General features: G+C 40.0%; 25 protein-coding genes. 14 read left to right on the top strand and 11 right to left on the bottom strand.

The window, feature by feature from the left end; genetic code table 11:
- Window positions 1–67: 67 nt before the first annotated feature.
- Both FTV50_RS08500 and FTV50_RS08495 read right to left on the bottom strand, forming a co-directional pair.
- Complete coding sequence (locus FTV50_RS08500; protein WP_180024153.1) at window positions 68–1,969, bottom strand: type I secretion C-terminal target domain-containing protein; 1,902 nt, start codon at window positions 1,967–1,969, stop codon at window positions 68–70.
- Window positions 1,966–2,766, bottom strand: a complete 801-nt coding sequence (locus tag FTV50_RS08495) for a cadherin-like domain-containing protein (RefSeq protein WP_180024152.1) — start codon at window positions 2,764–2,766, stop codon at window positions 1,966–1,968. The genes FTV50_RS08500 and FTV50_RS08495 overlap by 4 nt, the downstream gene beginning before the upstream one ends.
- Between FTV50_RS08495 and FTV50_RS08490 the strand changes: the two genes are divergently transcribed.
- The 3 genes from FTV50_RS08490 (at window position 2,747) to lon (ending at window position 6,928) form a co-directional block, all read left to right on the top strand.
- The gene (locus tag FTV50_RS08490) at window positions 2,747–3,631 is read left to right on the top strand and encodes an OmpA family protein (protein WP_257223878.1); all 885 of its coding nucleotides are present in this window, start codon (window positions 2,747–2,749) and stop codon (window positions 3,629–3,631) included. The two genes, FTV50_RS08495 and FTV50_RS08490, sit on opposite strands and share 20 nt — an antisense overlap.
- 135 nt (window positions 3,632–3,766) lie before the next feature.
- On the top strand, window positions 3,767–4,354 hold the full coding sequence (locus FTV50_RS08485; RefSeq protein WP_180024151.1) for a 5-formyltetrahydrofolate cyclo-ligase: 588 nt from the start codon (window positions 3,767–3,769) through the stop codon (window positions 4,352–4,354).
- A gap of 147 nt (window positions 4,355–4,501) precedes the next feature.
- Entirely contained in the window at window positions 4,502–6,928 is a 2,427-nt protein-coding gene (gene lon / locus FTV50_RS08480) for an endopeptidase La (protein ID WP_180024150.1), read from the top strand.
- 417 nt (window positions 6,929–7,345) lie between these two features.
- On the opposite strand, the gene FTV50_RS08475 is transcribed toward lon, so the two are convergent.
- A complete protein-coding gene (locus tag FTV50_RS08475) occupies window positions 7,346–8,308 on the bottom strand; it encodes a M20/M25/M40 family metallo-hydrolase (protein WP_180024149.1) in 963 nt (320 codons plus the stop codon).
- A gap of 152 nt (window positions 8,309–8,460) precedes the next feature.
- On the opposite strand from FTV50_RS08475, the gene rlmH reads away from it, so the two are divergent.
- The 4 genes from rlmH to FTV50_RS08455 all read left to right on the top strand — a co-directional run bounded on the left by rlmH (window position 8,461) and on the right by FTV50_RS08455 (window position 11,452).
- Window positions 8,461–8,943, top strand: a complete 483-nt coding sequence (gene rlmH / locus FTV50_RS08470; RefSeq protein ID WP_078189858.1) for a 23S rRNA (pseudouridine(1915)-N(3))-methyltransferase RlmH — start codon at window positions 8,461–8,463, stop codon at window positions 8,941–8,943.
- 136 nt (window positions 8,944–9,079) lie between these two features.
- A complete protein-coding gene (locus FTV50_RS08465; RefSeq protein WP_180024148.1) occupies window positions 9,080–9,856 on the top strand; it encodes a dioxygenase in 777 nt (258 codons plus the stop codon).
- A gap of 168 nt (window positions 9,857–10,024) precedes the next feature.
- Complete coding sequence (locus tag FTV50_RS08460) at window positions 10,025–10,801, top strand: META and DUF4377 domain-containing protein (RefSeq protein WP_180024147.1); 777 nt, start codon at window positions 10,025–10,027, stop codon at window positions 10,799–10,801.
- Window positions 10,802–10,879: 78 nt separating this feature from the next.
- Entirely contained in the window at window positions 10,880–11,452 is a 573-nt protein-coding gene (locus FTV50_RS08455; RefSeq protein ID WP_180024146.1) for an META domain-containing protein, read from the top strand.
- A 281-nt stretch (window positions 11,453–11,733) separates the two neighbouring features.
- On the opposite strand, the gene gdhA is transcribed toward FTV50_RS08455, so the two are convergent.
- Window positions 11,734–13,080, bottom strand: coding sequence for an NADP-specific glutamate dehydrogenase (gene gdhA, locus FTV50_RS08445; RefSeq protein ID WP_227591817.1), 1,347 nt, complete (start codon window positions 13,078–13,080; stop codon window positions 11,734–11,736).
- Between the two features lie 330 nt (window positions 13,081–13,410).
- Between gdhA and FTV50_RS08440 the strand changes: the two genes are divergently transcribed.
- Both FTV50_RS08440 and nth read left to right on the top strand, forming a co-directional pair.
- Window positions 13,411–14,205, top strand: coding sequence for an RnfABCDGE type electron transport complex subunit B (locus FTV50_RS08440; protein WP_180024145.1), 795 nt, complete (start codon window positions 13,411–13,413; stop codon window positions 14,203–14,205).
- 2 nt (window positions 14,206–14,207) lie between these two features.
- The gene (gene nth / locus FTV50_RS08435) at window positions 14,208–14,897 is read left to right on the top strand and encodes an endonuclease III (protein WP_180024144.1); all 690 of its coding nucleotides are present in this window, start codon (window positions 14,208–14,210) and stop codon (window positions 14,895–14,897) included.
- A gap of 56 nt (window positions 14,898–14,953) precedes the next feature.
- On the opposite strand, the gene FTV50_RS08430 is transcribed toward nth, so the two are convergent.
- The 4 genes from FTV50_RS08430 to FTV50_RS08415 form a co-directional block, all read right to left on the bottom strand.
- Entirely contained in the window at window positions 14,954–15,151 is a 198-nt protein-coding gene (locus tag FTV50_RS08430) for a hypothetical protein (protein WP_180024143.1), read from the bottom strand.
- An 86-nt stretch (window positions 15,152–15,237) separates the two neighbouring features.
- Entirely contained in the window at window positions 15,238–15,897 is a 660-nt protein-coding gene (adk, locus tag FTV50_RS08425) for an adenylate kinase (RefSeq protein ID WP_078189866.1), read from the bottom strand.
- An 84-nt stretch (window positions 15,898–15,981) separates the two neighbouring features.
- Window positions 15,982–17,298: a hypothetical protein gene (locus FTV50_RS08420; protein WP_218948322.1), complete on the bottom strand. Its 1,317-nt coding sequence runs from the start codon at window positions 17,296–17,298 to the stop codon at window positions 15,982–15,984.
- Between the two features lie 64 nt (window positions 17,299–17,362).
- On the bottom strand, window positions 17,363–17,881 hold the full coding sequence (locus FTV50_RS08415) for a hypothetical protein (protein WP_078192958.1): 519 nt from the start codon (window positions 17,879–17,881) through the stop codon (window positions 17,363–17,365).
- A gap of 233 nt (window positions 17,882–18,114) precedes the next feature.
- Here FTV50_RS08415 and mrdA point away from each other — a divergent pair, with 233 nt between their 5' ends.
- Both mrdA and rsmD read left to right on the top strand, forming a co-directional pair.
- Entirely contained in the window at window positions 18,115–20,157 is a 2,043-nt protein-coding gene (gene mrdA / locus FTV50_RS08410) for a penicillin-binding protein 2 (protein WP_180024142.1), read from the top strand.
- 3 nt (window positions 20,158–20,160) lie between these two features.
- Window positions 20,161–20,712, top strand: coding sequence for a 16S rRNA (guanine(966)-N(2))-methyltransferase RsmD (gene rsmD, locus FTV50_RS08405; protein WP_180024141.1), 552 nt, complete (start codon window positions 20,161–20,163; stop codon window positions 20,710–20,712).
- A gap of 59 nt (window positions 20,713–20,771) precedes the next feature.
- Here the strand turns inward: rsmD and FTV50_RS08400 are convergent, their stop codons facing one another.
- Window positions 20,772–21,254, bottom strand: a complete 483-nt coding sequence (locus FTV50_RS08400) for a hypothetical protein (protein WP_180024140.1) — start codon at window positions 21,252–21,254, stop codon at window positions 20,772–20,774.
- Between the two features lie 199 nt (window positions 21,255–21,453).
- Between FTV50_RS08400 and FTV50_RS08395 the strand changes: the two genes are divergently transcribed.
- Together FTV50_RS08395 and FTV50_RS08390 are read left to right on the top strand one after the other, a co-directional pair.
- A complete protein-coding gene (locus FTV50_RS08395; protein ID WP_180024139.1) occupies window positions 21,454–22,191 on the top strand; it encodes a sulfite exporter TauE/SafE family protein in 738 nt (245 codons plus the stop codon).
- 190 nt (window positions 22,192–22,381) lie between these two features.
- On the top strand, window positions 22,382–22,711 hold the full coding sequence (locus tag FTV50_RS08390; protein WP_180024138.1) for a hypothetical protein: 330 nt from the start codon (window positions 22,382–22,384) through the stop codon (window positions 22,709–22,711).
- An 80-nt stretch (window positions 22,712–22,791) separates the two neighbouring features.
- On the opposite strand, the gene FTV50_RS08385 is transcribed toward FTV50_RS08390, so the two are convergent.
- Window positions 22,792–23,370 carry a 1-acyl-sn-glycerol-3-phosphate acyltransferase gene (locus FTV50_RS08385; protein ID WP_180003952.1) on the bottom strand — a complete coding sequence of 193 codons (579 nt, stop codon included), beginning with the start codon at window positions 23,368–23,370 and terminating at the stop codon, window positions 22,792–22,794.
- 281 nt (window positions 23,371–23,651) lie between these two features.
- On the opposite strand from FTV50_RS08385, the gene FTV50_RS08380 reads away from it, so the two are divergent.
- The gene (locus tag FTV50_RS08380; protein WP_180024137.1) at window positions 23,652–24,134 is read left to right on the top strand and encodes a copper resistance protein NlpE; all 483 of its coding nucleotides are present in this window, start codon (window positions 23,652–23,654) and stop codon (window positions 24,132–24,134) included.
- A gap of 86 nt (window positions 24,135–24,220) precedes the next feature.
- On the opposite strand, the gene FTV50_RS08375 is transcribed toward FTV50_RS08380, so the two are convergent.
- Complete coding sequence (locus tag FTV50_RS08375; protein ID WP_180024136.1) at window positions 24,221–26,017, bottom strand: YadA-like family protein; 1,797 nt, start codon at window positions 26,015–26,017, stop codon at window positions 24,221–24,223.
- Between the last annotated feature and the right edge of the window lie 93 nt (window positions 26,018–26,110).

Here is a 26,110-nt window from a genome sequence, read left to right as displayed (position 1 = left end):
AATCTGCATTCACTTTTTGGGAAGCAAAAAAAAGCACCCGAAGGTGCTTTTTTAGTTCATCAAATTATTAGTAAATAATTTGATTATTGTTGATTAGGTCATCTAGTTCGACTTTGCTCGTTTGATTGAGCAAGACTACAAGATCTTGTGATTCATATTCCGTACCTGATGTGCCATCACGGTCAATTGAAATCACAGCCGATTCAGTCACTTCATCATATGCTACTGTTACAAACTCTGCGAGAGTTGCTTCAGTTGCATCGTCAGAAAGTAATGAAGATATATCGATTTGGTCAGCAATAGAAAAATCATTTACTGTTGTTAATGTATTACCGCCCAAATTATCGTCTGCAAGAAGGTCGAAAACAATATCATCACCAATAAGTAAACTTTCACTTTCTAATGAGAACATCGCAAACGATGCTGTCGCAGTCACTGTTTCCTGAATAGGAAGCACATTGTTACTGTTTCCTAACTCTGTTTCGAGCTGGGTTGTAAGTACATTTACATCTTGAATTGAGGTTTCAGGGACTGTAACTTTCACTACAAAATCTTCAACTTGACTACTTGAAGTGCCTTGATAAGTATAATACCCATCTGAATCTTTGCTTACTGATATACCATTTACCGAAACTTTGGCATCAACTAAAGCATCAAGAGCAGCAGATTTAAATTTCACACCATTTACATTCACATTTGCCTCTGCATCATTTAAAACTTCTGCATGTAAAGTAAATTGTAAAATTTTCTCTGGAACGCCTGCTTCCGGAGCTACTACACCAAGTTGATCCTGTCCATTTTGATTTTTCTCACCTGTCTTAGCAATTTGAGTTCCATCCGCAAATAGCACACCTTCCAACATATTAATTTGGAAACCACTTACATTTTGGACACCCGTAATACTCAAGTTAAAACCATCAATATAGTTGGTTGTATCAGAGTTGTTTAAAACCATTGAATTGACAGGATATTTTTCATCTGAATACGCTTCATCAAATACAATCCAATCACTCGGAGTACCTTTTTGACCTCCAAAGTCTTTAGGGAAACTATTTGAGAAATTAAGCCCAAGCTCATTCTGAGTCAGAACTTTGTTAATTTTCTCCCAATTGATAATAATAATTTCAGAAACGTTAATTTCACTTTTCAAATTAGTAAAGATTCTTAGCGCATCGTTAATTTTATTGAAATCATTACCATACTGTGGATCATTGATAATAGCTTGCATCTGTGCAGCAATATCTACAATTTTCGCACCCGCAACAAGATCATCAGAAACATAATTACCTTGTGCATCTTTATAAATCGTACCTAGGTTTGGAACGTTAATCACTGAACTTGACGCACCACCACCAGTTCCACCTGATACCGAAATTTCACTTGTTAATGTTGCTTTTAACTCAATGAGTTCAGCATTGCCAGTTACAGGAGTTGTAACTTTACCATCAGTAACTTGAAGACTTATCGAAGGCAATACAGCACCTGAATTTAGCTGATCCGCACCTTTCTGAGTTAAGGTTACAGATTGATCAGCCACTGATAATTGATAGAAACCGTCGGCACTAACTGTCGAGCCATTAGTAAATGTCACAGTCAGACTATCATTATCTGCATCCGATGCAGCATAAGCAGCAATTTTTTGACCGGCAACAGCTGCACCAACAGTGACTACTTCTGGTTCAATTTCAATTTCAGGTGCTACGTTTGTTACAGAAGCAGGATACAAAATTACACCGAACTCTAGTTCTGAACTTGCAGTTGAACCATTCGATTTTTCAGTTGCAACAGATTCAAGCTTCACATTCAACTGTAAAGAATTACCTGTAACAACCAAACTTGGTGGTGCAATCGCCCCTAAGCTTGAACCTTCGATACTCATGCCATCAGCGACAAAACTTAAATTGCCATTTGTATCCGCAGTTCCAAGCAATACTCGAGTCCCGTTCTCTGTAATAGCATAAATTTTCATACCTTAATATCAGCATAAGATAGTGTTTGACCCGCGATGATTGGTGTTTTATTCCCAGCAGCATCTACGATTGTCAATACACCGTCTTTTGGCAGATTTGTTACCGTAATAACAAGCTGATCATTTGCTGTATTTGCATCTGAAATACCAAAATGCGCCCATGTTAATGTCACACTTTGATCTTCTGTCGTAACCACTTGGGTTGTTTCAACTTCAGGAGCGATATTGTCCACTGGGACAGTTTTATCGACTTCCTCACCCGGATTACCTGATTTATCTTCATAGCTTTCTGTTGGGACAGTTACTGTAATGTCACCATCAACACCCAGAGGAACTTCACCAGTCACCACATATGAGCCATCTGGTTGTTTCACAGCAGGTGTAAATGGTACTTCGATTGGACCATTTGGACCTTCAACAACAATTTTGTCTTTTTCAATCGTGTCAGGGTCCACATCATCCGGATAAATCACAGTGATCTTACTGTCTGGTGTAATCGTCACTTCTGCTACAAGCGGAACCATATTGATGTTTTCGTTGCCTGTACCTGGTAGACCCAGGTTACCCGAAGTGTCTTCATATGAACCTTCTGGTACATTAACCGTAACTTTGCCTTCAACGTCCTCTGGCACTTTACCCGTTACCGTAATTGAACCGTCTGGTTGAGTCTCAGGTGTACCAAACTCAACCACAATGTCTTTGCCATTTGGATCTTTAACCGTAATTTGGTCAGGCGTAATTGTGGATGGATCGGTGTCATCAGGGTAAGTCTGTACGATGTCACCATTCGGTGTCACAGTCACTTCAACTTGTGGACGCTCAGTTGTCGCATGTTCAACTTTTCCTGGCGTAAATAAATATGCAAAACCAGATAATTTATTGTTTCAAAACAATATGATTGATGTATACAAAATACATGTTCAACGTGATGAAAAATTATGCGCAGATGATCAAGCTAAGAACCAAAAATGTGCAACTAAGCTCTATATAGATGACTTTAAAGCCGGTGATTTTTATATTAATAATTCTGCTGATTTTTATTTAAAAGAAGGTGAATACCAATTTAAGGTGAAAAATTGTACAAATCTTTGTGAAAATTATTCAGTTAGCTATTGTGTAAACGAAAATTCACTTTTGAATAACTTATTACTTACAGTTGATAATAATGGCAAACCTATTATATTAAATAATGATGGCACTACGATTAATAATTGCCCGATTAGAGAAAATGCTCTAAATAATGTGATAAAACCAATTGAACCGAGTTTAGATAATATAAATTTAGCTGCCGATTCTTTATTTAAATTTAATGGTGACAAATTAACCGATTTACTTCCTGCTGGTAAATCAAGTTTGAATGAACTAGCAACTAAACTTAATAACCAATATGCACGTATTGATATGATTAAGCTTACCGGACATACCGACCGTTTAGGCAGTGAAAAATATAATCAGCAACTTGCATTGCAACGTGCACTAACTGTCAAAAATTACTTAATGAACCAAGGGATTGCTGCTGATAAATTAAGTTTCGCTTCAGCAGGTGAAACTCAGCCTGTAACCAATGGTTGTTTTGATGTGCAAGATCGAAATGCCTTAAAAGCTTGCTTACAAGCAGACCGCCGTGTTGATGTGCAAATTCTTGGTATAAAAAAACCTTAAATAAGTATGCGTTCCTTAAGCTAACTAGTGTTTAAGGAACGCTTTATATAAAAAAGATAAAACCTATTTTTTCGGACTTTTAAGCTTGAACGAGTTAAAATGCCTTGAGAATTTTGTGCTACTTTGAAATGAATCATGACTTTCAGCACCACCAGCCTTCGTAAACAACTCCGCAAGCAGCGTCGTAGCCTAAACCTATGGACCCAACGACAAGCTGAACAACAAGTCCTACAGCGTTTAGTCAGACTCAGTCATTTTCAGAGCAGTCAGCATATAGGCGTGTATTTACATGCATTCGGTGAAATTCACACTCAAAAGATCATCCACTACTGTTTTGCACATCAAAAACACGTGTATTTACCCATGATTTGCAACATGAATCAGCAACTGGTTTGGGTTGAAATCTCACGTCATCAATATATTAGTAAACGTTTTTCTCATCACCCGCTCGGTATGAAAGAACCGATGGCAAGCCGCGGGAAGCATGTTTCTCACCTTGACCTTTTAATCATGCCCTTACTCGCTTGCGACAAGTACGGCACACGTATTGGTATGGGGGGTGGCTTCTACGATAAAACATTAGCGACTGCCCACTCTACCCCATACCGTTTAGGACTTGGCCATGATTTTCAACTCATTCAAGACTCTTTGGTTCGAGAAGCATGGGATCAACCGCTAGATGGATTTATTAGCCCATCTCAAACTTTAAGTTTCAAACGTTAATTTGATATTTTTGACACTGAGTTACACTTAAAAATCACATATTTAGTCATTTTTTACACATTTTAATTGGCATGACCCTTGTAATTTAAAAAATACACATCACTATAAAAAACATGGCAACACCGTTGTCACTCATTAGGAGTGCCCATGTCTGAGATTATTATGAATGAAGAAAGCTTGGAAACTACAATTCCGAGCGTATTACCGCTCTTAGCGCTACGAGATGTGGTTGTATATCCTCACATGCAAATTGCACTGTTTGTGGGTCGTGAAAAGTCGATCAATGCAGTCAATGTCGCACGTGACAGTGACAATCTTGTATTCGTAGTTGCACAAAAAGATTCGCTAACAGAAGAAATTGATCACGACAATTTATATCAATACGGTACTGTCGCGAAGATTGTGCAAGTTGTGAATCATGAGAATGATGAAAACTGTATAAAAGTACTGATTGAAGGCTTATATCGTGCCAAGTTAGAAAAAATTATCGATGCCGATAATTACCTGACTGCCGAGCATTCATTAAGCCCAATGACGGTTTCTGTAGACTCAGAAACTCAGAATAACCGTGTGGAAGAATTACGCACCTTATTTGCTCAATATGCAGAAGCAAAATTGCGTAACGCACGTGAATTGATTGCAGCAGCCAATAAAATTGATGATTTGCTACAATTATTATTCTTTGTAGCAACACGCGTGCCTTTGAATATTGATGTAAAACAAAAGTTCTTAGAGCATGATGAATTTGAAGCACATTTAGCTGAGCTGATGACCTATTTATTACAACAGTCAGAAGAACAGCAAATTGAGCAAACCTTACATGATTCTGTAAAACGCCAAATGGAAAAGAATCAGCGTGAATACTTCTTAAATGAAAAAATGAAGGTCATTCAACGCGAACTTTCTGACATGAATGGCGGTGGTGAGGATGACGTTGCAGAAATTGAAAAACGTCTAGCTGAAGCCGATTTACCTGAACATGTACGCAAGAAAGCTGAAAATGAGTTCCGTAAGCTAAAAGCAATGCAACCTGCTTCGAGCGAAGCTGCTGTCGTGCGTAACTATCTAGAAGTTATTTTAGATACGCCTTGGAACAAAGCCAGCAAAGTCAGCATTAACCTTGCGAAAGCTCAAGATATTCTTGATGCCGATCACTATGGTTTAGACGACGTGAAAGACCGCATTGTGGAATACCTTGCTGTTCAATCACGTGTAAAAAAACTTCGTGGCCCAATCCTGTGCTTAGTTGGTCCTCCAGGTGTAGGTAAAACTTCACTCGGTGAATCTGTTGCCAAAGCAACTGGTCGTGAATTTGTCCGTATGGCGCTTGGCGGCGTGCGTGATGAAGCTGAAATCCGTGGTCACCGTCGTACTTATATTGGTGCGATGCCAGGTAAAATTGTGCAATCTTTGTCTAAGGTTGGCGTAAAGAACCCTCTGTTCTTACTCGATGAAATTGACAAAATGGCGCAAGACTACCGTGGAGACCCTGCTTCAGCATTGCTTGAAGTCCTAGATCCATCACAAAACAGCAAGTTCAATGATCACTACTTAGATCTTGATCTAGACCTTTCTGAAGTGATGTTCATCTGTACTGCAAACAGCATGAATATTCCAGAAGCTTTGCTTGACCGTATGGAAGTGATTCGTCTACCGGGTTACACCGAAGATGAAAAAGTGAATATTGCTGAACGTTACCTTGTTCCAAAAGCCATCAAGAATAATGGTCTACGTGCAAAAGAATTAACCGTTCACGAAGAAGCCATTCGCGATATCGTACAACGTTATACACGTGAAGCCGGTGTGCGTAGCTTAGAACGTGAAGTATCTAAAATTGCACGTAAAGTCGTGAAAGAAGCTGTTAGTAAGAAATCGAAAAATCTTCAAATTGAAGTGAATTCGAAAAATCTTCCTGACTACTTAGGTCCACACAAATTCGACTTCGGTATGGCCGAAGAAGAAGCTGAAGTGGGTCGTGTAAACGGCTTGGCTTGGACATCTGTTGGTGGTGAACTACTGACGATTGAAGTTGCAGCAGTGAAAGGTAAAGGCAAGTTCATTACCACCGGTTCTCTTGGCGATGTCATGAAAGAATCGATCACAGCAGCGATGACCGTTGTACGTACCCGTGCAGATGAACTAGGTATTGAAGCAATTCGCTTTGAAGAAACAGATGTACACGTGCATTTACCAGAAGGTGCAACACCAAAAGATGGTCCATCTGCTGGTTTGGCCCTAACTACCGCACTTGTTTCAGCGTTTACAGGCATTGCGATTCGTCCAGATATTGCGATGACCGGTGAAACCAGTCTTGGTGGCCGTGCAATGCGCATTGGTGGTTTAAAAGAGAAACTTCTCGCTGCTCACCGTGGTGGCATCAAGCTTGTCTTTATCCCACAAGATAACGTTCGTGACTTGACTGAGATTCCAGACAATGTCAAAGAAGGTCTAGAAATTAAACCAGTGAAATCGATTGATGAGATTTTACCTCTAGCCTTGGTTGATATGCCTAAACCTCTTGCAAAGACACCGATTGTCAAAGCAACTGAAGGTGGCAAAGCTGCTCGTCACTAAGCGCTAGCAACTCGCAATAAAAGAAAAAAAGCCCTGTTTCGACAGGGCTTTTGTACATCCATTATTTCATACTGCATATTCGAAAAATTTCATTCAAATCCTTCGCTATGACAAGACTCCAGACAACAGCTACAACTTTTGATTGGATTACTATTTCAAATTCGACATCAAGATCAATTATAGCCAATAAGAAAGTCTTACAAAATTTGAATGCTATTACTTGAAATATCGCCCTCTATCCCACATATATAGTAGAGAGATATACGCGCTGTATGTTTCTTTATTGGTTCCAATCACGTGTAAACGCGTGATGATCATTGGAACAAGATGGTCATCTACATCTCCAGGTAGATGACCTTTTATCGCAGTCCACAGGCTTTCGGGGCTGCGTTTTTTATGTCATGTTTTTAAAGACACTCATTTCAAATTTAAGATGGTTTTTACTAAACCATCGATCACTTGAGCCATTTTGTCTAAGTTTAATTTATCCAGGGTATCTTGCTCAGTGTGATAGTGCTTATTACGATAAAATGCCGTATCAGTGATCATCATCGCCGGCATATCAAATTGCCAATAATTCATATGGTCTGAAAAATCCACACCCTGAATAAATGAAGGAGAAATCAAGCGCTCACATTGTAGTTGCTTCAAAGACTCCATCGCCGCACAATACGTTGAGGTTAAGTCACGAGACTGAATATTCCCCACCGATGCAATAAAATTCGTATGAGATGGATAAATCCATTTCAGTCCAACTGGATAATCTTGAGTGACTTTGGGATCAAAATAACCAATCATTTCCAGAATATACACACCTGAAATTTTATCCTTTTCCTTTGCTACCGATTTTGCGTGAATAAAACTGCCCATCGACTCTGTTCTAAAATATGGTGGTTCTTCGAGGGTATAAAATACAAACTCAATATTTTGTTTTAAACGCGCTTTTTCAGCCGAAAGAATCCGAGCAGCTTCGAGTACACCTGCAACGCCAGAAGCATTATCATCGGCGCCATGCTGCTCCTCAAATACATCGTAGTGCGCGCCAATGATCACTCGGTTGCTATGCCCTGCATTTAAGGGACAGACCACATTACGGTATGGTTGGCTGTTTACGGTATAGGTTTGAAAACGACAATTCACACCAAATAAACGCATCTGCTCACGAATCCAAGCAGACACCCGGTTTAACTCTTGAATATTCTTATAGTTACGATATTCAGCTTCATTACCAATAATTTGCTCTAAATAGACTTTTAAATTATCTGGTTCAGCTGTTCTAATATTGTTGGCATACGCCGCAAATGAACACCATCCAAAAATTGAAAGCATTACTGCTTGCTTGAGCAAAAATAATTTACCGTCCTGCCATGTTTTTTTCATTGTTATTATTCCAATTTTCATCTTTGATCTAATCTGTTTATGCTGCGTATTTAAACAGCAAGCAGAACACGATTTCAATTGCAAATTGTGTCTGAACATACAAAGCGCAAGCGAACCGTTATAATGCTCTTTTGTATACTTTCAGGCGCTGTATGAAAATTCGTATTCTGACAATCGGTCAAAAAATGCCAGCATGGGTTCTGACGGGTTTTGAAGATTATTTCAAACGTATTCAGCCATTTGTTCAAACGCAGATCATTGAACTGCCTATGGCTAAACGTGGCAAGAACGACTCAGAAGCCGACATTTTAAAATACCGTCAAATTGAAGGTGACAGCATTTTAAATGCCATGAAATCGAATGAAGTGCTAATCGCCTTAGAAGTCGGTGGTCGTGAGTTCAGTACGGAAAAACTAGCTGAAACCATGAAAGGCTGGATGCTTGAAGGCAATGATGTGGTTTTAGCCATTGGTGGGCCAGATGGACATTCTGAAGCAGTACGTAAAGCTGCAGCATGGCATTGGTCTTTGTCTAAACTAACTTTGCCGCATCCAATGGTTCGTGTCATGCTCATCGAACAGCTATACCGTGCAATGAGTATTAATCATAATCACCCTTACCATCGTGCGGGTTAATCCGAACTGACTCCAGCATCTACAGCAATTACAGCGTTGCAACAATGAAACAAACCGTTGAAATTATCCGAATTGTTACGCTGAATAATTTAGTGCATGATCATCATATTCCTTTAAACAACCAGCGGCGACCGCGATGAATTTACAAACACTTCCAGGTTTATTTATTTCCCATGGCTCACCTATGCTTGCCATCAATCCTGAGCAAGTCGGTCCTGCGTTGGAACGTTTAAGCCTGAATCTTCCAAAACCTGAAGCCATTGTTATCATGTCAGCACATTGGGAAAGTAACACACTAGAAGTAAGTACCAGTGCCCGTCCTGAAACTTGGCATGACTTCCGTGGTTTCCCAGCGGAACTTTATGATATTCGTTATCCAGCACCGGGTAACCCAGAGCTTGCAGAAGAAATCCTTCATTTGCTTGCCAATGCAGGATTATCGGCACATGCCAACAGCACTCGTCCACGCGATCATGGCGTTTGGATGCCGTTATTGCATATGTATCCTGATGCCGACATTCCTGTAATTGAAATATCACTGCCGATGACCATATCTGCGCAAGAGATCTATAAAATTGGACAAACGCTTGCACCTTTACGTGACAAGCAAATCCTGTTGATTGGATCGGGCAGTATTACTCATAACTTACGTGAATTGGCTTGGGATGGACGTGCAGCAACCGTGCCTGAGTGGGCGTCTACATTCCGTAATTTTGTGGTCAATAAGCTCACTCATCAAGATTTTGATGCAGTTCTCGATTGGCAAAATATCCCGTTTGTACAACGTAACCATCCGACCATTGAACATTTTGCACCCATCTTCTTTGCGATGGGTGCAGGCCCTCGCTTCTCTATTGTTCACAGTAGCTTTAGTATGGGTTCACTGGGTATGGATATTTATCGTTTTGATTAAACGTGAATAAAACGAAATAGTTTGACTTATTCATAATTTATATTAATAAGTTAACAAATTATTATTTATGGATACATTTTGCTACTTATTTGAGCTGAATGTATTCATATTTTTTTAAAATGAATGGGTTATGCTACAAGCTGAAATTCACTTAGAACAGTTAGCGTAATGAAATTAAAATATTTAGCGATCGCCCTCTTCCCTTTAGCCCTTGCAGCATGTCAATCAAGCGATATCCAAAAAGCTGGAGATTTAGCCGTGAGCGTATTACAACAACAAAATGCTGATAAAACTTTAGCTTCATATCAATGGAGCACCACCACTGAAAATGCGCCAAAACCTTTGGTTTTAAATTTTCTAGAAAATGGCACTTTGGGTATTTCAACCAGCTGTAATAGCATGTCAACCCAATGGAAAGTGGAACACAATACACTTGTAACAGGCAACATTGCATCTACCATGATGGCGTGTCCTGATCATGCGATGAAACAAGAAGGACTTGCATCTTCACTCTTTAGTGACCGTAAAGCACCTTTTGTTTTAAATACTACAGATCCACAAAATCCAACGTTAACCATTATCTCTGCAACAGGTGAGAAACTGGTGTTCACTGGAAAATTAACACCTGAAACTCAGTACAACTCGCAAGGCGAAACGATTTTCCTTGAAATCAGCCCTGAAACTAAACAATGTACAGGCGTTGCTCCACAAACTTGTTTGCAAGTACGTGAAGTGAAATACGATGAAAAAGGCCTAAAAACACAAGTTGATAAAGACTGGACTTTATTTTACGATCAAATTGAAGGCTTTAAGCACACTCCTGCAGAACGCCAAATTATTCGCGTAAAACGTTTTGAACGTAAAAACCCCGCTGCTGACCAATCAAAATATGCCTATATTTTTGATATGTCAGTCGAACGTGAAGCTGTAAAAGGTACGTTGTAAGTTACAGCCTATAAGAAAACCGAGGTCATCGCCTCGGTTTTTTTATATCCACAGTACGCTTTAGGATCTAGACTACCGATGAAAAATTTATTGTATTTTAGTATTTTATTCGGATTGTTTGGCTGTCAGAGTAATAGCGTATGGCAACCCAAACTTCAACACGAGACTTTTATCAGCCCAGCTTCAGATCAATTTCATCAAGTTTTACAGCACTATACATGGCAACATAATCCAACTGACAGCCGACAACCCTTTCTCATTAACTTTTCCGCACAACAGCTACACCTTTATGCGGGATGCAATTTAATCTCTAAACATTATCATTTAAATCAACAGCATTTGAAGACTGAATCTTCACAGCTGCAAACACTGATCGGCTGTTCAAAGCAATCAAATAACGATGTGCTGTTCAATCAACTCTTTCGCGATGTAAATCTAAAGCTACTTCAAAAGCAAAATGCCCTGCCTGAATTAATCGTGATGAATAATAATCAACAGACCTATATTTTTAAAGGCATACAGCGAATTGCTAATTTACGTGATTTTGAAGCAGAACAATTAACTCAAAAGACGTGGGTTCTCGTAGAGAATAAGGCTCTACCCGCCCAAATAACTCTCACATTCAACAATGTCCGTATGACATTTTTTTAGAGGCTGTAATCGCATTGGCCGCAATTATGTTGTTGAAAAGCATACTTTGCGTTTTACCGGAGATATAGGGAGTACTCTGACGTTCTGCACACAGTTACATCAGCTAGGGCTTCATATTAAACGTTTGCTCGACCAACCCTTAAATTTTCACTTCAGTGTTATGGATAGCGAAATCCAACTTACCCTGATGAGCACTAATTAACAATTCAATATATTCCAAAACATTAAGCCATAAAAAACCGAGGCAGAAGCCTCGGTTTTCAGTTCAACTTACGGAGAACTTAGTAAACGCCTTGAGCAAGCATTGCGTCAGCAACTTTTACGAAACCTGCAATGTTCGCACCATTTACGTAGTTCACAGTACCATCTTCTTCAGTACCGTATTTCACGCAGTTGCGGTGAATTTCTTTCATGATCGCGTGTAGACGCTCGTCAACTTCTTCGAAAGTCCAACCCAAACGAATTGCGTTTTGAGACATTTCAAGACCAGAAGTTGCAACACCACCCGCATTCGATGCTTTACCTGGTGCATAAAGAATTTTCGCTTCAACGAATTTCTCAACTGCAGCCAAAGTAGATGGCATGTTTGCGCCTTCAGCAACACAGATTACGCCATTAGCAAGAAGAGCTTCAGCATCAGCTTCATCTAATTCATTTTGAGTTGCACATGGCAGCGCGATATCACATTTGATTGACCAAGGGCGTTGACCTTCTAAATATTCAAAACCGTGCTTAGATGCAAATTCAGAAATACGGCCACGCTTAACGTTTTTCAATTCCATTACTTCAGCAAGAAGTTCAGTTGTGAAACCGTCTTTTACGTATACAGTACCTGCTGAGTCTGAAAGTGAAACCACTTTCGCACCCAAGTACATTGCTTTTTCAGCAGCGTATTGTGCAACGTTACCAGAACCCGAAATCGTTACAACTTTATCTTTAAAGCTATCGCCACGAGTTTTTAGCATTTCCTCAGCGAAATACACAGTACCGTAACCTGTTGCTTCAGGACGTGCAAGTGAACCACCGAAAGTTAAACCTTTACCAGTGAACACACATGCTGTGTCGTTGCTTAATTTTTTCATCATACCAGCCATGTAGCCCACTTCACGGCCACCTACACCGATGTCGCCCGCAGGGATGTCAGTGTTAGAACCAAGATGACGGTATAATTCGATCATTAATGCTTGACAGAAACGCATGATTTCGCCTTCAGATTTACCTTTAGGGTCAAAATCTGAACCACCTTTACCACCACCCATAGGAAGTGTAGTTAAGGCATTTTTGAAAGTTTGTTCAAAACCTAAGAATTTAAGAATTGAAAGGTTCACTGATGGGTGGAAACGCATACCACCTTTAAATGGACCAATTGCTGAGTTGTATTGAACACGGAAAGCACGGTTAACTTGAGTTTGACCTTTGTCATCTACCCATGAAACACGGAACTGAATTGCACGCTCAGGCTCAACAAGACGTTCTAGCAAACCGTAGTCAGCATATTGTGGGTTCTTTTCGATGAATGGCCAAAGGCTCGTCATCACTTCTTCAACAGCTTGAAGAAATTCAGGTTGATGTTCATCACGTGTTTTAACGTAGTCTAGGAAGTCGTTAAGGCTGTTATATTTCAACACTTAATCCTCAGCAGATGTATGGATCAAAATTGATCACAATTTTGATCAAAGATATATTTTGGCGCAAAATATTAAATATCTTTTGTAACTAATCAGCAATAGTTTTTTTAAAAAATCTTTAAATTCTTTAAAGAACAGCGATTTAAATTGATTACTCAGATATTTTAGTTATAAATATTATTACTTTTAGGAATATTTTAATGAATTATTTTGCTCATTTATGATGCATCTATAGACCCATTTTTGCGCACAGCAATTCATACTGAAACATGCTAGAATTCAACGTCCTCTTTGGTTTTTCTCTGCCTTCATTTGTACTCGCGACTACCCATGACTTCTGAAATTTCCCTCATCCAACAAATTGATGCCCTATTGCCACAAACTCAATGTGGACTTTGTGGACACCGAGACGGCTGCTTACCCTATGCCAAAGCCATCAGTGAAGGAGAAGAAGCCAATAAATGTATACCCGGTGGTCAACCTGTGGCAGATTCACTAGCAGCGTTATTAAATCGTCCACACTTAACAGCAGAAGCCAGCGTTTGGCCAATCCAAAGTGATGGACGCCCGCAACGGGTTAAAGCTGTGATTCGTGAGGATGAATGTATAGGTTGTACCAAATGTATTAGTGCCTGCCCTGTTGATGCCATTGTTGGCTCAGGCAAATTGATGCATACCGTCTTGACGGATTTATGTACGGGCTGCGAACTCTGCATTCCACCTTGTCCAGTGGATTGTATCGACCTTGTCGAAGAGCTTGATCAAGTGCCATCTGAAGCCGCTCGAATCGCAGAACAGAATGATTTACGTCGCCGCTACTATGCACATATTCAACGTGAGGAAAAGCGCAGAATTCATCGTAAAGGCCCAGTCGTACGTGCTGAAATTGACACGGAACTTTTTGCCCAATTTTCGACCCAGACAGACTCGGTACCGGTCATTGAAGTCGTGGAAAAACCTGCTACGCCAGTCGTTCAACTCGATGCAAAAACCACCATTGAACTTGCTAAAATTCGAACACAAATTAAGAAATTAGAAAAACAACTGAGTGTTCGAGACGATGCAAAAAAACGTGAGTTACTCCATACGCTCACGCAACAATTAACACAACTGCAAGGGGCTTAATCATGGCGGTTAAAAACATGACTAAGAAGCAAATTCAAACTTTTTTTGAACGCTTACGTGAGCAACGCCCCAACCCGAAAACTGAACTCAATTATAGTAGTCCATTTGAACTTTTAGTGGCTGTTACCCTATCTGCTCAGGCCACAGATGTCAGTGTCAACAAAGCCACAGATAAACTTTTTCCAGTAGCAAATACTCCTGAAGCTATTTATGCGTTAGGTGTTGACGGACTGAAGGAATATATCAAGACCATTGGCCTGTATAACTCAAAAGCGGAAAATGTCATTAAAGCCTGCAAGATGCTCATTGAGAAGCACAACAGTATCGTTCCGAATAATCGTGCAGATTTGGAAGCCTTACCCGGTGTCGGTCGTAAAACTGCAAATGTGGTGCTGAATACTGCTTTTGGACAACCGACCATGGCAGTCGATACGCATATTTTTCGTTTAGGTAATCGTACAGGATTGGCTGTCGGCAAAAATGTTTTGGAAGTCGAACACCGACTCGTCAAAGTCATCCCCAAAGAGTTTATTGTTGATTCACATCATTGGTTGATTCTGCATGGGCGTTATACCTGTATTGCCCGCAAACCCAAATGTGATGAATGTATCGTGTCTGATGTATGTAATTGGCCTGACCGTTTTGACTTTGGCGCATTAAGACCGATTAAAACCACCCAAATTGAGGATTAATCTCTTCAATTTCGGGGTAGATGGAATTTGTATAAATCAATTGATCGAGTTGATGCTTAATTTTTATCTTTTTCTTTTTGTTTTTTATCAAGCTCTTGCTGCAGCTTTGGATGTAAGCGATATTGCTTCGGGCTCAGTTTAGCTTGCTCTGCTTCTTCCACTTGCACCTTACGCAACATTTTAAAGCTGACAAATAATAAGCCCAATAACACCGCTACAGCGATGATGACCATTATAACCAAAGCAAATTTCATAACAGATTCGCCCTAAAAGCCACATAAAAAAAGAGTCCCACTATGCAGTAGGACTCTTTGAATGTCAAAAATTCAAAAAAGCTGAATTATTTAGACTGATCTAAAATCGCGAACAAATCAGTTTGAACTTGATCGATTGGACGAAGACCATTTAATTTGTCATAAGTCGGTGCGTTTTCGCCAGAAGCTGCACGACCTTGGTAAAAACCAACTAATTGCTCAGTTTCAGCGTGGTAAGAACCTAAACGCTTACGAATTGTTGCTTCTTGGTCATCCGGACGTTGAACAAGGTCTTCACCAGTTTCGTCATCTTTACCTTCCACTTTTGGTGGGTTGTAAACGGTGTGATATACACGACCAGATGCAGGGTGTTGACGACGACCAGATAAACGTTGAACGATTTCTTCGTCAGGTACATCGATTTCAATTACGTGATCGATGCTGATACCTTCGTTTTCAAGCGCTTCAGCTTGTGGAATCGTACGTGGGAAACCGTCGAAAATGCAGCCGTTGACACAGTCAGGTTGAGCAATGCGTTCTTTTACAAGACCAATAATAAGCTCATCAGATACAAGGCCGCCATTGTCCATGACGCTTTTAGCTTGTAGACCTAATTCAGTACCTTCACGAATCGCAGCACGGAGCATATCACCGGTTGAAATTTGTGGGATATCGTAGCGCTTACAGATCAACTGAGCTTGTGTCCCTTTACCTGCTCCAGGTGGTCCGAGTAATATAATGCGCATAAAAAAACATCCTCATTTTAAACATTGTATATGACGCTATGTAGTGATCTAAACCCAAGATTCAGATCATCTTCCAGCATCTAATTATAAGAAAGCCACAAACAAATGTATTGTACCCGCGATAAAACCGGTTACACCACCCAAGACAATTAAAATCCATTCGTCTTCCTGAAATGCAGGACGTAATAGATTTTGAAATTCTTTCGGTGTTAGCTCACGAATACGGTCTCTAAACATTTGAAAGATTTTCTGTGCACGGCTCGCATTAAACGCAGGGTCGCATACAGGCACCATCGTAATTTCAATTGAGCGATCGATCAAGTCTGTCTTGAGTTTTGCGTACTCTTTTGGACCTAAAGACAACTGTAATGAGGTACGAACCAGTGGAGATTCCATAATTTCATTAATATGACGTTTCACAATGCGACGGGTCTTATCTTTCTTCCCGCCATACATCATTTCGGTCATGATGGATTTTAACGTAATTAGGTCTTCTGTGACTACACTTGCGAATACATCCGAAACTTCCTCTTGGCGTTTCATAAACGCCCCTTGAACATTGTACGTTCCAATACGTGGAATCACAGGTTTAATCCAAGGAAATTTACGATCTTTAGTTAATTCAAATAATTGTAAATACTTTACGGGGTGCGGCTCAATAGGATTAAATACCATCCAAATGGCAATCCAGTTGGTCAAAAAGCCCCAGATTGCTGCCCAAAATGGAACCGTCCAATGCCAAGGCACCACAAACCAAACGATCATCTGGAAGATACCAAAGAACATCCCAATCAAGGCACTGATATGCCAAATAAAGTTGATTTCTTTTTGGCCAACTTTAAGGAACATACGCACCATCAAGAGACGATCCGCTTCCATTTGGCTCACCACCATTTCACGCATATCAACAAGTGACTCTACGTTCATGGTCAGTTCGGTCACGAGTTCTTTTAAGGTATTTGGCAGCTGTTTGTGTGCTTGGGCATAAATACGACGTTTAATCGAATACGGTAGGTTTTCCCAAAGCACCGCATTTCGGTCTAGCATGACTTCATCAATCAAATGTTCAAGCTCAAAGCCAACTTGTTCACCAATGATGCGCGCCATGTCCTCAGGATCCATTGCATCCAAAAACTCGCGCAAGGAACCCAATTTAGACAATGTATTATCAGTAATAATGCCAGAAATACGTCCAGCTTTTCTTGGCACAATCCCCTGCCATCCCACGGGTAATGGACCTAAATGGAATCCCCAGAAATTAATCGGGTAAAACACCATTTTCAGTGCCATCCAAACGTGTGCCCAGGTAACGAATGCGGTAACAGGGATAATACTCAGCACAGCCCAAAAATCGGGACGTTGCAAAAAGGTTTGCCACAATTCGTTAACGTACTCAAGCATGCATAACTTCCATATTTAATTTTATTCAGTGAGTGCGGTTATAAAATAAAGTTGATTATTTTCACTACAAACCGAAACTTAAAGTATATGAGATTTGTAGTCTCGGTTCGGTTTCCACAATCACATTACCTGATTTGTCTTCTAATTTTTCACCCGCACCCAAGCCTACACTAAACGTACTAATACGCTCGGCACTCAACATCACATAAGCAAGATCGATACCACCACCTAAACGCGCTTCATCTTCACCATCTACTTTCTTGGAGTCGATGTGGCCCGCATAAGCTCCGATATAATAACCATTTTTATCTTTACCAGTGAAATGAACTGGGTAACGAAAGCCGACTTGCCCACCAGGTGTTTTATCATCGTTCAAGAAAACACCAGCTTTTGCATAGGCAATGCCATATGGGTTTACCCACTCACCATTCACGTGAATAATTTTTTGAGTAAAACCTGCTCCAACATTCCATGGTTGATAACCCTTACCTGTTAACTTTGCCTCAGGTAAAAATGAATTGTCATTGGCATGTGCGATGCTTCCGAGCATCATAAATGCAAGCAATGGATATAATTTATTCATTGTTTTCACAAACTTCCTTAGTATTATTTTTGGAATATTCCTTTTTTATACGTTTCGACTTTAGCAGAATAATATGAACTGTTATACACAAAGCCCCATATTTTTCATGTCTGCAAAGTCAAAATATAGACTGCAATCACAGCAGAGTCGTTTTTATTTATCAAAAAAATGTCAGTTGCGCTAGAATATGCCTCTTCCGTTATTTTAGCTCTCAGTCTTTAAGTCGATCGCGTATGAAGCAGCATTATCCTTTAAAAAATGTCCAGCAAGAAAAGCGGATTTATCGTAATCGCGTGGTGATTTCGATAGGGATTGTCTCCTTCTTTATGCTGTTGCTTGTGGCACGTTATGCATATTTGCAAATCAAGAGTTATGAGACCTTTTCGACTGCGGCAGATCAAAACCGAATTCGATTGCAACCGCTTGCACCTTCTCGTGGTTATATCTATGACCGTAATGGTGTATTATTAGCCGATAATTATCCGGTTTTCTCAGCAACCATGAGCCGTGCGGATGTTGAAGACATTGATGATACGGTAGAGCGCCTAACGCCTCTGTTAGAACTGACTGATGAAGACATCGAACGTTTCAAAAGTCGGATTAAAACCTCTAAAAAGACTGAACGCGTTTCGATTAAACTGAATTTAAATGAAAATGATATCGCCCGTTTTAGTGAGGTGAAATATCAATTCCCGGGTGTCAATATAGAGACCCAAATGACTCGCTACTATCCACATGGTGAACTGTTTGCCCATGTGATTGGCTACGTAGGTCGTATTAATGACAAAGAACTAAAAACGATTGATAAAGATTTATACGCTGGCTCAAACCTGATCGGTAAAATTGGCGTTGAAAAATCATACGAAGAACTTTTACATGGTATGCCGGGAAATGAGTCGGTTGAAGCCGATGCCTTTGGTAATGTGTTACGACATCTAGGTCGTAAAGATCCGATTCGTGGTAATGACTTATATTTATCCCTAGATTATGGACTGCAAATGGTCGCTTCAGAGCAGCTTGCAGATCGACGTGGTGCAATTGTGGCGATTGACCCACGTACTGGGGAAATTCTTGCTCTTGTGTCCAGTCCTAGTTTTAACCCCAATTTATTTGTTACTGGCATTAGCAGCAAAGATTATTCTGAACTACGTGATAGCCTTGATCAGCCTTTATATAACCGTGCTGTGCAAGGGGCTTATCCACCGGGTTCAACGATTAAGCCAATGTTTGGTCTAGGTGGTATTCATTATGGTCTAGTGGATTGGAGTACAGCCATTTCCGATCCGGGCTATTTCACGCTTCCGGGTGACAGCCATCGTTTCCGTGACCACAAAAAAACTGGTCATGGCTCAGTTAATTTACACAAAGCTCAAGTCATTTCCTGCGATACCTATTTCTATGTCTTGTCCTATCGTATGGGCATTGAAAAAATGAATACTTGGATGCGTCAGTTTGGCTTCGGTGAAAAAACCGGTGTAGATTTACCAAGTGAAAGTACGGGGCTATATCCAAATCCTGAATGGAAGCTCCGCACACGGAAGTCCAATTGGCTCAAAGGTGAAACGATTTCCGTCAGTATTGGTCAGGGTGCATTTACTGCAACACCTTTACAACTGGCGATGGCGACTGCTATTACCGCCAATCAAGGCTCACATGTTACACCTCACGTTTTGCGTGAAAGTAAAGGCGCAAAGGTTCATAAAGTCCATAACGCCCCGAATGGTCGCATTCAATTTAATGGTAAGCCAGATGATTGGATTAAAATGCGTGATGCCATGATTGATGTGGTTCAAACAGGGACCGGTCGTGGTATTCGTACCCCAATGTATCAAATAGCAGGTAAAACAGGGACTGCACAGGTTAAAAGTATTGCCCAAGGTAAACGCTATAACGAGTCCTTATTGACAGAGCGTCAGCTTGACCATGGTTTATTTGTTGGTTTTGCCCCTGCGGAAAAACCTGAAATTGCGATTGCAGTCGTTTGGGAAAATGGTCGTCACGGTGGTTCTGCTGCTCAAATTGCTAAACCAATGTTTGACTACTGGTTATTAACACGTAAAAAGAATCCAATTCGTCCTGCAGGCCATCAAATTAGCGGTGGTCTCATGACTGCGGGTCTAAAACCGAGTGAGTTACCAAGCGGCTCAAATATTTTATCAGCCGATCCAAATGCGAGCCCAACAGCTCAGCAGAACAACAGTGCCACTCAACAACCGAATACTGCAAATACCCCACCTCGTGCTGCCAGTGCAGCACATGCAAGCGATGAGGAATAATTCATGAAAAATCAATTAAGAATCATTGGGGGTGAATGGAAACGCCGTCAACTGCCTTTTGCCAGTATTGATGGTTTACGCCCTACACCTGACCGTGTGCGCGAGACATTATTTAACTGGCTCATGTGGGATGTTCAAAATGCCAAAGTTCTCGACCTTTGTACAGGTTCAGGTGCTTTGTCGTTTGAAGCACTCTCACGTGGCGCAGCAGAAGCCGTTTTAATTGAACCTGATCGCACCCAAGCGAAGTTTCTCATGGACAATTTAGAACTTTTAAGAGTCAGTAAACAACGCGTACAACTCAAAAACATGACGGCACAACAAGCCATTCCTAACTTGAAAGACCAATTTGATCTGATTTTCTTAGACCCCCCTTATAGTCTTGATTTATGGCAAGAACTTGCTGAATTGGTCGATCCCTGCATTTCAGACAATGGTTTAATTTATATCGAAGCTGACCGTGATCTTGCCCAGTTAAAACTCCCGAGCAGTTGGCAGCAAATTAAACAAACCAAAGCTGGAACTGTGCGTGCAGGCTTATATAAAAAGGCTTAATGCAAATGCAGACAATAAGAAAGGACGCCAACGCGTCCTTTTTTATTACTTGAAAATCATTAAACCTGTGGTCGAAGTGGACGCTGGCTGTTAAATCCACCTGTGGTTTTAGCTTTATCCACGGGCGTCACTTTTGGACGTTGTTGCTGTGGTTTTTGCTGCTGGGGCTTGCTTGTATTGGGTTTAGCCGAAGTCTGAGGCTTTGAGCTTGGACGCTGCACATTTGACGGATGCTGGGATGAAGAATTGTGTACATTCGGTTTATGCGCATTTGGTTTATATATATTGTCTGGACGGTTATTCGAATTCGGTCGTGGTGAGTTTGGTCGATGTTGCGGGCTATTCACTCGACCATATGAGCGGTCATAACGCTGACTTGAGTCATAGCGCTGTCCGTATGTACCACCATGTTGACCTGAATAACCATATTGATTTGCATAGCCATATTGATTCGAATGGTATCGGCCATCATCAAATGGCGCCACGACACACCCTGTAAATGTAATTGCAACCACAGATAGCAAAGCAACTTGTTTAAGCATGTGTAGCACTCCTCTTTGATGAAGAGCATTTTCACTTATCGAAATGAATTTAATTGGAAGTCTGTGTACATCTGCTGTATTTAAATATTCATGTTCTATTTATGATTTGATGTCCAATTTTGCTACATTTACTCAGTCAGCCACATTTATATAGAAAAATTCACTACAATAGCGCCACGTATTTCAAAGCTGTAATTTAATGACTTGGCTGATTTTTATTCTTGGTGCCATCTTTGCGGGATTCGTACAAGGATTAACAGGGTTTGCATTCGCCCTTATCGCAATGTCATTTTGGGTTTGGATACTTCCCCCGCAAATAGCAGCACCCTTGGTCGTCTGCGCTTCAATTTATAGCCACTTCATTTCATTATCATCAGAACGCAAAAGCATTCCGATCAATAAAAAAATCATTTATACCTATTTAATTGCAGGAATTTTAGGTGTGCCGCTAGGTACCTATTTATTAGACAGCATTAATCCAGATACATTTAAATTGGTTTTGGGCGCTTTTTTAATGTTTTGGTGCCCAATTTTATTTTTTAATCCAAAATTTTCATTCATCCAAAAGACAGGGAAATGGGCGGATTCTAGTATCGGATATATTGCTGGAATCTTGGGTGGTCTTGGAGGCTTTTGTGGTGCATTACCCTCTGCATGGCTCATGCTGAAAAATACACCCAAAGCAGAACAACGCTATATTTTGCGACATTTCAATTTAGCCATTCAGCTCGTCACACTCATTAGCTATCTGCTACAAGGGATCATCCATCGTGAACATCTCCCCTATTTAGCCGTGCTTTTGGTGATAATGGCTTTTCCAGTGATTTTTGGTGCCAAACTTTTTTATCGCATTTCAGAACGCCAATTTAAACATATTGTATTAGGTCTTCTATTCTCTTCAGGCTGCTTCTTGGTGACGATGAGTATCTTAACCTGATGACTCCAAACCTAAAGATATTTGTCCAAATTGTTCTAACAAAAAGCCTTTTCAGTTAGACATTCACATCTTGTAACAATGACACAGTTCACATTTAAATAAAAATTAGCCAAATGGTAAAAAAGTGATTAATTTTTTTGTCGAAAATTAATAGAATATTGTACCTCATAATTTTGCTTAAAATAAAACCATGAAAAAGTTCATCCTGCTTGCAGGTGTGACTCTGCTTAGCGGCTGTATGTTTGGCACGTCCAGCGAAATTAAAAAAGCTGAAAAACTACTCTCCCATTTTCAATGCAATAATATTGAAAGTTCACATATGACTCATAGCTCGATTACAACTTTCCATGAAGAAAAACTAGCATCAAGCAAACAAAAAGTCGTGTCTTATATCGATAGCTATAAGCAAGGCGAAAAGTTATTTCGTATTCCGCTCATCGATGTGGTTGACCAGCAATACATTATTTATAAGGCGGCATGTCAAAATCTGGGCGGTATTCATCCCGACTTTAATGATTAAAATCAACATAAAAATCTAAACAGAATCATCTAAACGTAAAAAGGACAGCCAATACTGTCCTTTTTTATTGGATTGTTAGATTAATGATAGCGTGTATCGACACTGAATTTTTCAGGAAATTTGGCATGAATTTGCGCGTAAAAATCCATGATTTCAGCCATATCTTTTTCATAATCGCCTGTAGGATAAACAATTTTACCCACACCCGTTTTTTTCTGCGCATAGTCCATATAGGCTAAAGCAATCGGCACACCTGCTTGCATGGCAACATGATAAAAACCGGTTTTCCACTTCTCTTGTTTGGCGCGCGTCCCTTCAGGCGTTACCAACATGACTAATTTCGGATGTTGCTTAAATAAGTCAGCCATCAGCTCAACCATACTTTGACGTGCTTCACCATCTTGTTTTGGACGACGATTAATACCAATTCCGCCCATGGCACGTACAAAAGGCCCAAACGGGAACTTCATATAACTGTCTTTAATCGTGATGCGAACATTTACCCCTAAAGCTTTCAGGGCAAGGCGTGCATAAAGTGCATCCCAATTACTGGTATGTGGCGCTGCAATCATGACACATTGGTCGATATTTAAATCCCAATGGTTATCAATTTGCCACCCCATTAAGTTCAGACTTTTTTCCGCTGTTTTTTCAAACACAATTTGCACCGAAAGTTTTTTCTATGCCGCAGAGTTTAACAACGCAAAATAATTATAAAAGCCTATATTGTTTAGTTATTCACCAATTAATATATAAATGTCCTTTAGCGTTCACTTTTAGGTAAATCACCAATATTTCTCCATTTACGAATTTTAAAAAATCAAATGTCCGTTTTAATCTATTAACCAAACACACAATTGTTAACATGAATAGGCTATTTTTCTTGAGCAATAAAAGCCACGCTTAGCATTATATTGGGTACGTACGGTGTATAAATCTCATGAAAAAACTAATCCTCGCTCTCTGTATAGTCAGTGCAACCCTAACGGCATGTTCAAAGACCAGCAATGAATCTGAAACCGCTACACCACCAGATAATAATGTCATTGCGAATACAGACGCTGCCTCAGAAAGTCCGATTGCCACAGGTGATAACACCGAAAATGCACTTGATTGGGCAGGTGAGTATAAAGGGATTCTACCTTGCCATGATTGCAAAGGAATTGAAACCGAACTTGAACTTAAACTTGATAAGAGCTATGAACTCAGCCAAGAGTTTTTAGGTAAACCTGCGAACACTGAAAATAAAGTGAAAGGCAGTTTTAAGTTCTTGCCAGATCAACCTGGAATGATTCAACTTGATGCCGAGGGCGACAATCGAATTTACTTTGTAGGTGAAAACTTTATTGAGCTTCGTGGTGATAAAGGTGAAAAACTAGAAATGCCTGAAGTAAATCTTAAACTCACCAAAAAGCTTGATTAGTGTTTTACTCTAACTAGGATTGTTATAAAAAAATCCCCGCAAGTAGCGGGGATTTTTTGTTTAATCTAAATGTATCAACGGGTTAATTATTTTCCGCCAAATACATAAGAAAGACCTACACGACCACCAACTTCGCTACCACCAGCAACACCAATTGCAGCGCTAAGTGAAGTACGGCCATCAGCAAATACGCTTGCAACACCTAGAGCACCTGCAGATTCACCTTCGTAGTGACCAACACCACCAAATACTGCAAATTGACCTGCACCAATGTTAGGAATTTGTTGTTGAGCAGCTAAAGCAATTGCAACACCACGGTAAGCTTTTTCTTCAACTTCGTTCACACGTGAATTTAATTGATCAACACGTGAATTTAAGTTAGCAGCAGTCGTATTGAATTGAGTTAAACGAGCGTCAACTTCAACAATTTTAGAGTCTACTTCAGCAACTTTAGCATCGATAGCTTCTGTAGCTCCTGCTACAGCGGTATCAACTGAAGTTTTAATACCATCTACAATACTTACACCACCAATTTGATAGTCAGCAGCATTAATTACACCTGTAGTATTGATACCACTCGCCGTAATTTCTGTTTTTTGAGTACCGTTAGCATCTGTTTTTACAACTTCAGTACCATATTTATTAGAACCGTCTGCATTTTTACCAATTACACCAGTCGCCACAGACTGTTTTGTAACGACTTCTGCATTACCAACTGACTCATCTGCTGTTGCAGTTGCAGAAGTTAAGTTTGTAGTTTCAACAATACCAGCTTGTAACTTCGTTTTGTCAATAGTTGTAACAGCTTCACTATAAGTTACATTTTGATTTGTAACAGTATTATGAATGACAGATTGAGTGTATTCACCAGTCTTATAAGTAGCAGTACCTGAACGATCAGGTAATAAACCTGCTACAGTTGCAGAAGTTACACTCGTTGTAGCTGTTAAATCATAATTACCAGCACCATTTGCAGTGGCAATATAGAATTTAGATGCTACCTCATTACCCGCATCGTCATTGTATACTTCTAAAATTGTTTGACCATTAACCGTATATTGACGTGTTTTTTGCACAGCACTTGTTTCGTTACCTACTAACGATTCATTAGTGATAACACTACCATCATACTGTAGGGCACCTGCACTTAAATTCGCTAGTGCAATACCATTCCCAGTTAATGCTACAAAATTATTACCATCTTTTGCACTTACACCATATATATTTTTTGATACATCTAAAGGCTGACCAGTTACGGCATCATATGCACCAGTATTTCCAATAATACCTGAGTTTACATATTTAGAATTTGAAGTACCTGGAACGATTAGTGTACCTGTAAACTGAGTAGTAACACCTTCTGGATTAATATACGCACCTTGTAATTGTTGATTCAAACCACCAACATTACCTTGATAACCATATACTAAATGTTCATTATTAATTTCTTTTAACTCATAGCCAGTAGTTGTTGTACCAGCTGTAGAATCCATTAATTGACCGCCATTAGATAGCGTGTCAAGTAAAACATCATTACCCTTGTATTCTACTAGTTGATCATTTCCAGCAGCATCTTTAACAAATTCAAAAAAACCTTCAGATGTTTTTGAACCCAACTTTGTTACGCTAACTACTTCTTTACCAGATGCCGTTTTATAGTTAAAAATTTCATAAGTTACTTGAGAACCATTTCCAGTAACTGAAGTAACAGCACCAGTTCCCAAGTCAGCCCAGTTAGTACCTTGATTAAGAACTGGTGAGAACACATAACCTGTACTATTAAACAGACCTTCAGATTGCTGGGTTGGATTTGCATTTTTTGCATTTGCACCAACTGCTAAAAATGCCAAACTTGCTGCCAAAAGTGTTTTCTGAAATTTCATACAAATTCCTTCAATTTTTATAAAAAGACTGGTAGACCCTAGGATGATGTTTACCAGCGAAACTTTTACGAATGCGTACTTATCGTCTGGAGA

This window comes from Acinetobacter sp. YH1901134 (assembly GCF_013416965.1).
Classification (GTDB): Bacteria; Pseudomonadota; Gammaproteobacteria; order Pseudomonadales; family Moraxellaceae; genus Acinetobacter; species Acinetobacter amyesii.
This window is presented reverse-complemented; position numbering and strand designations above follow the sequence as displayed.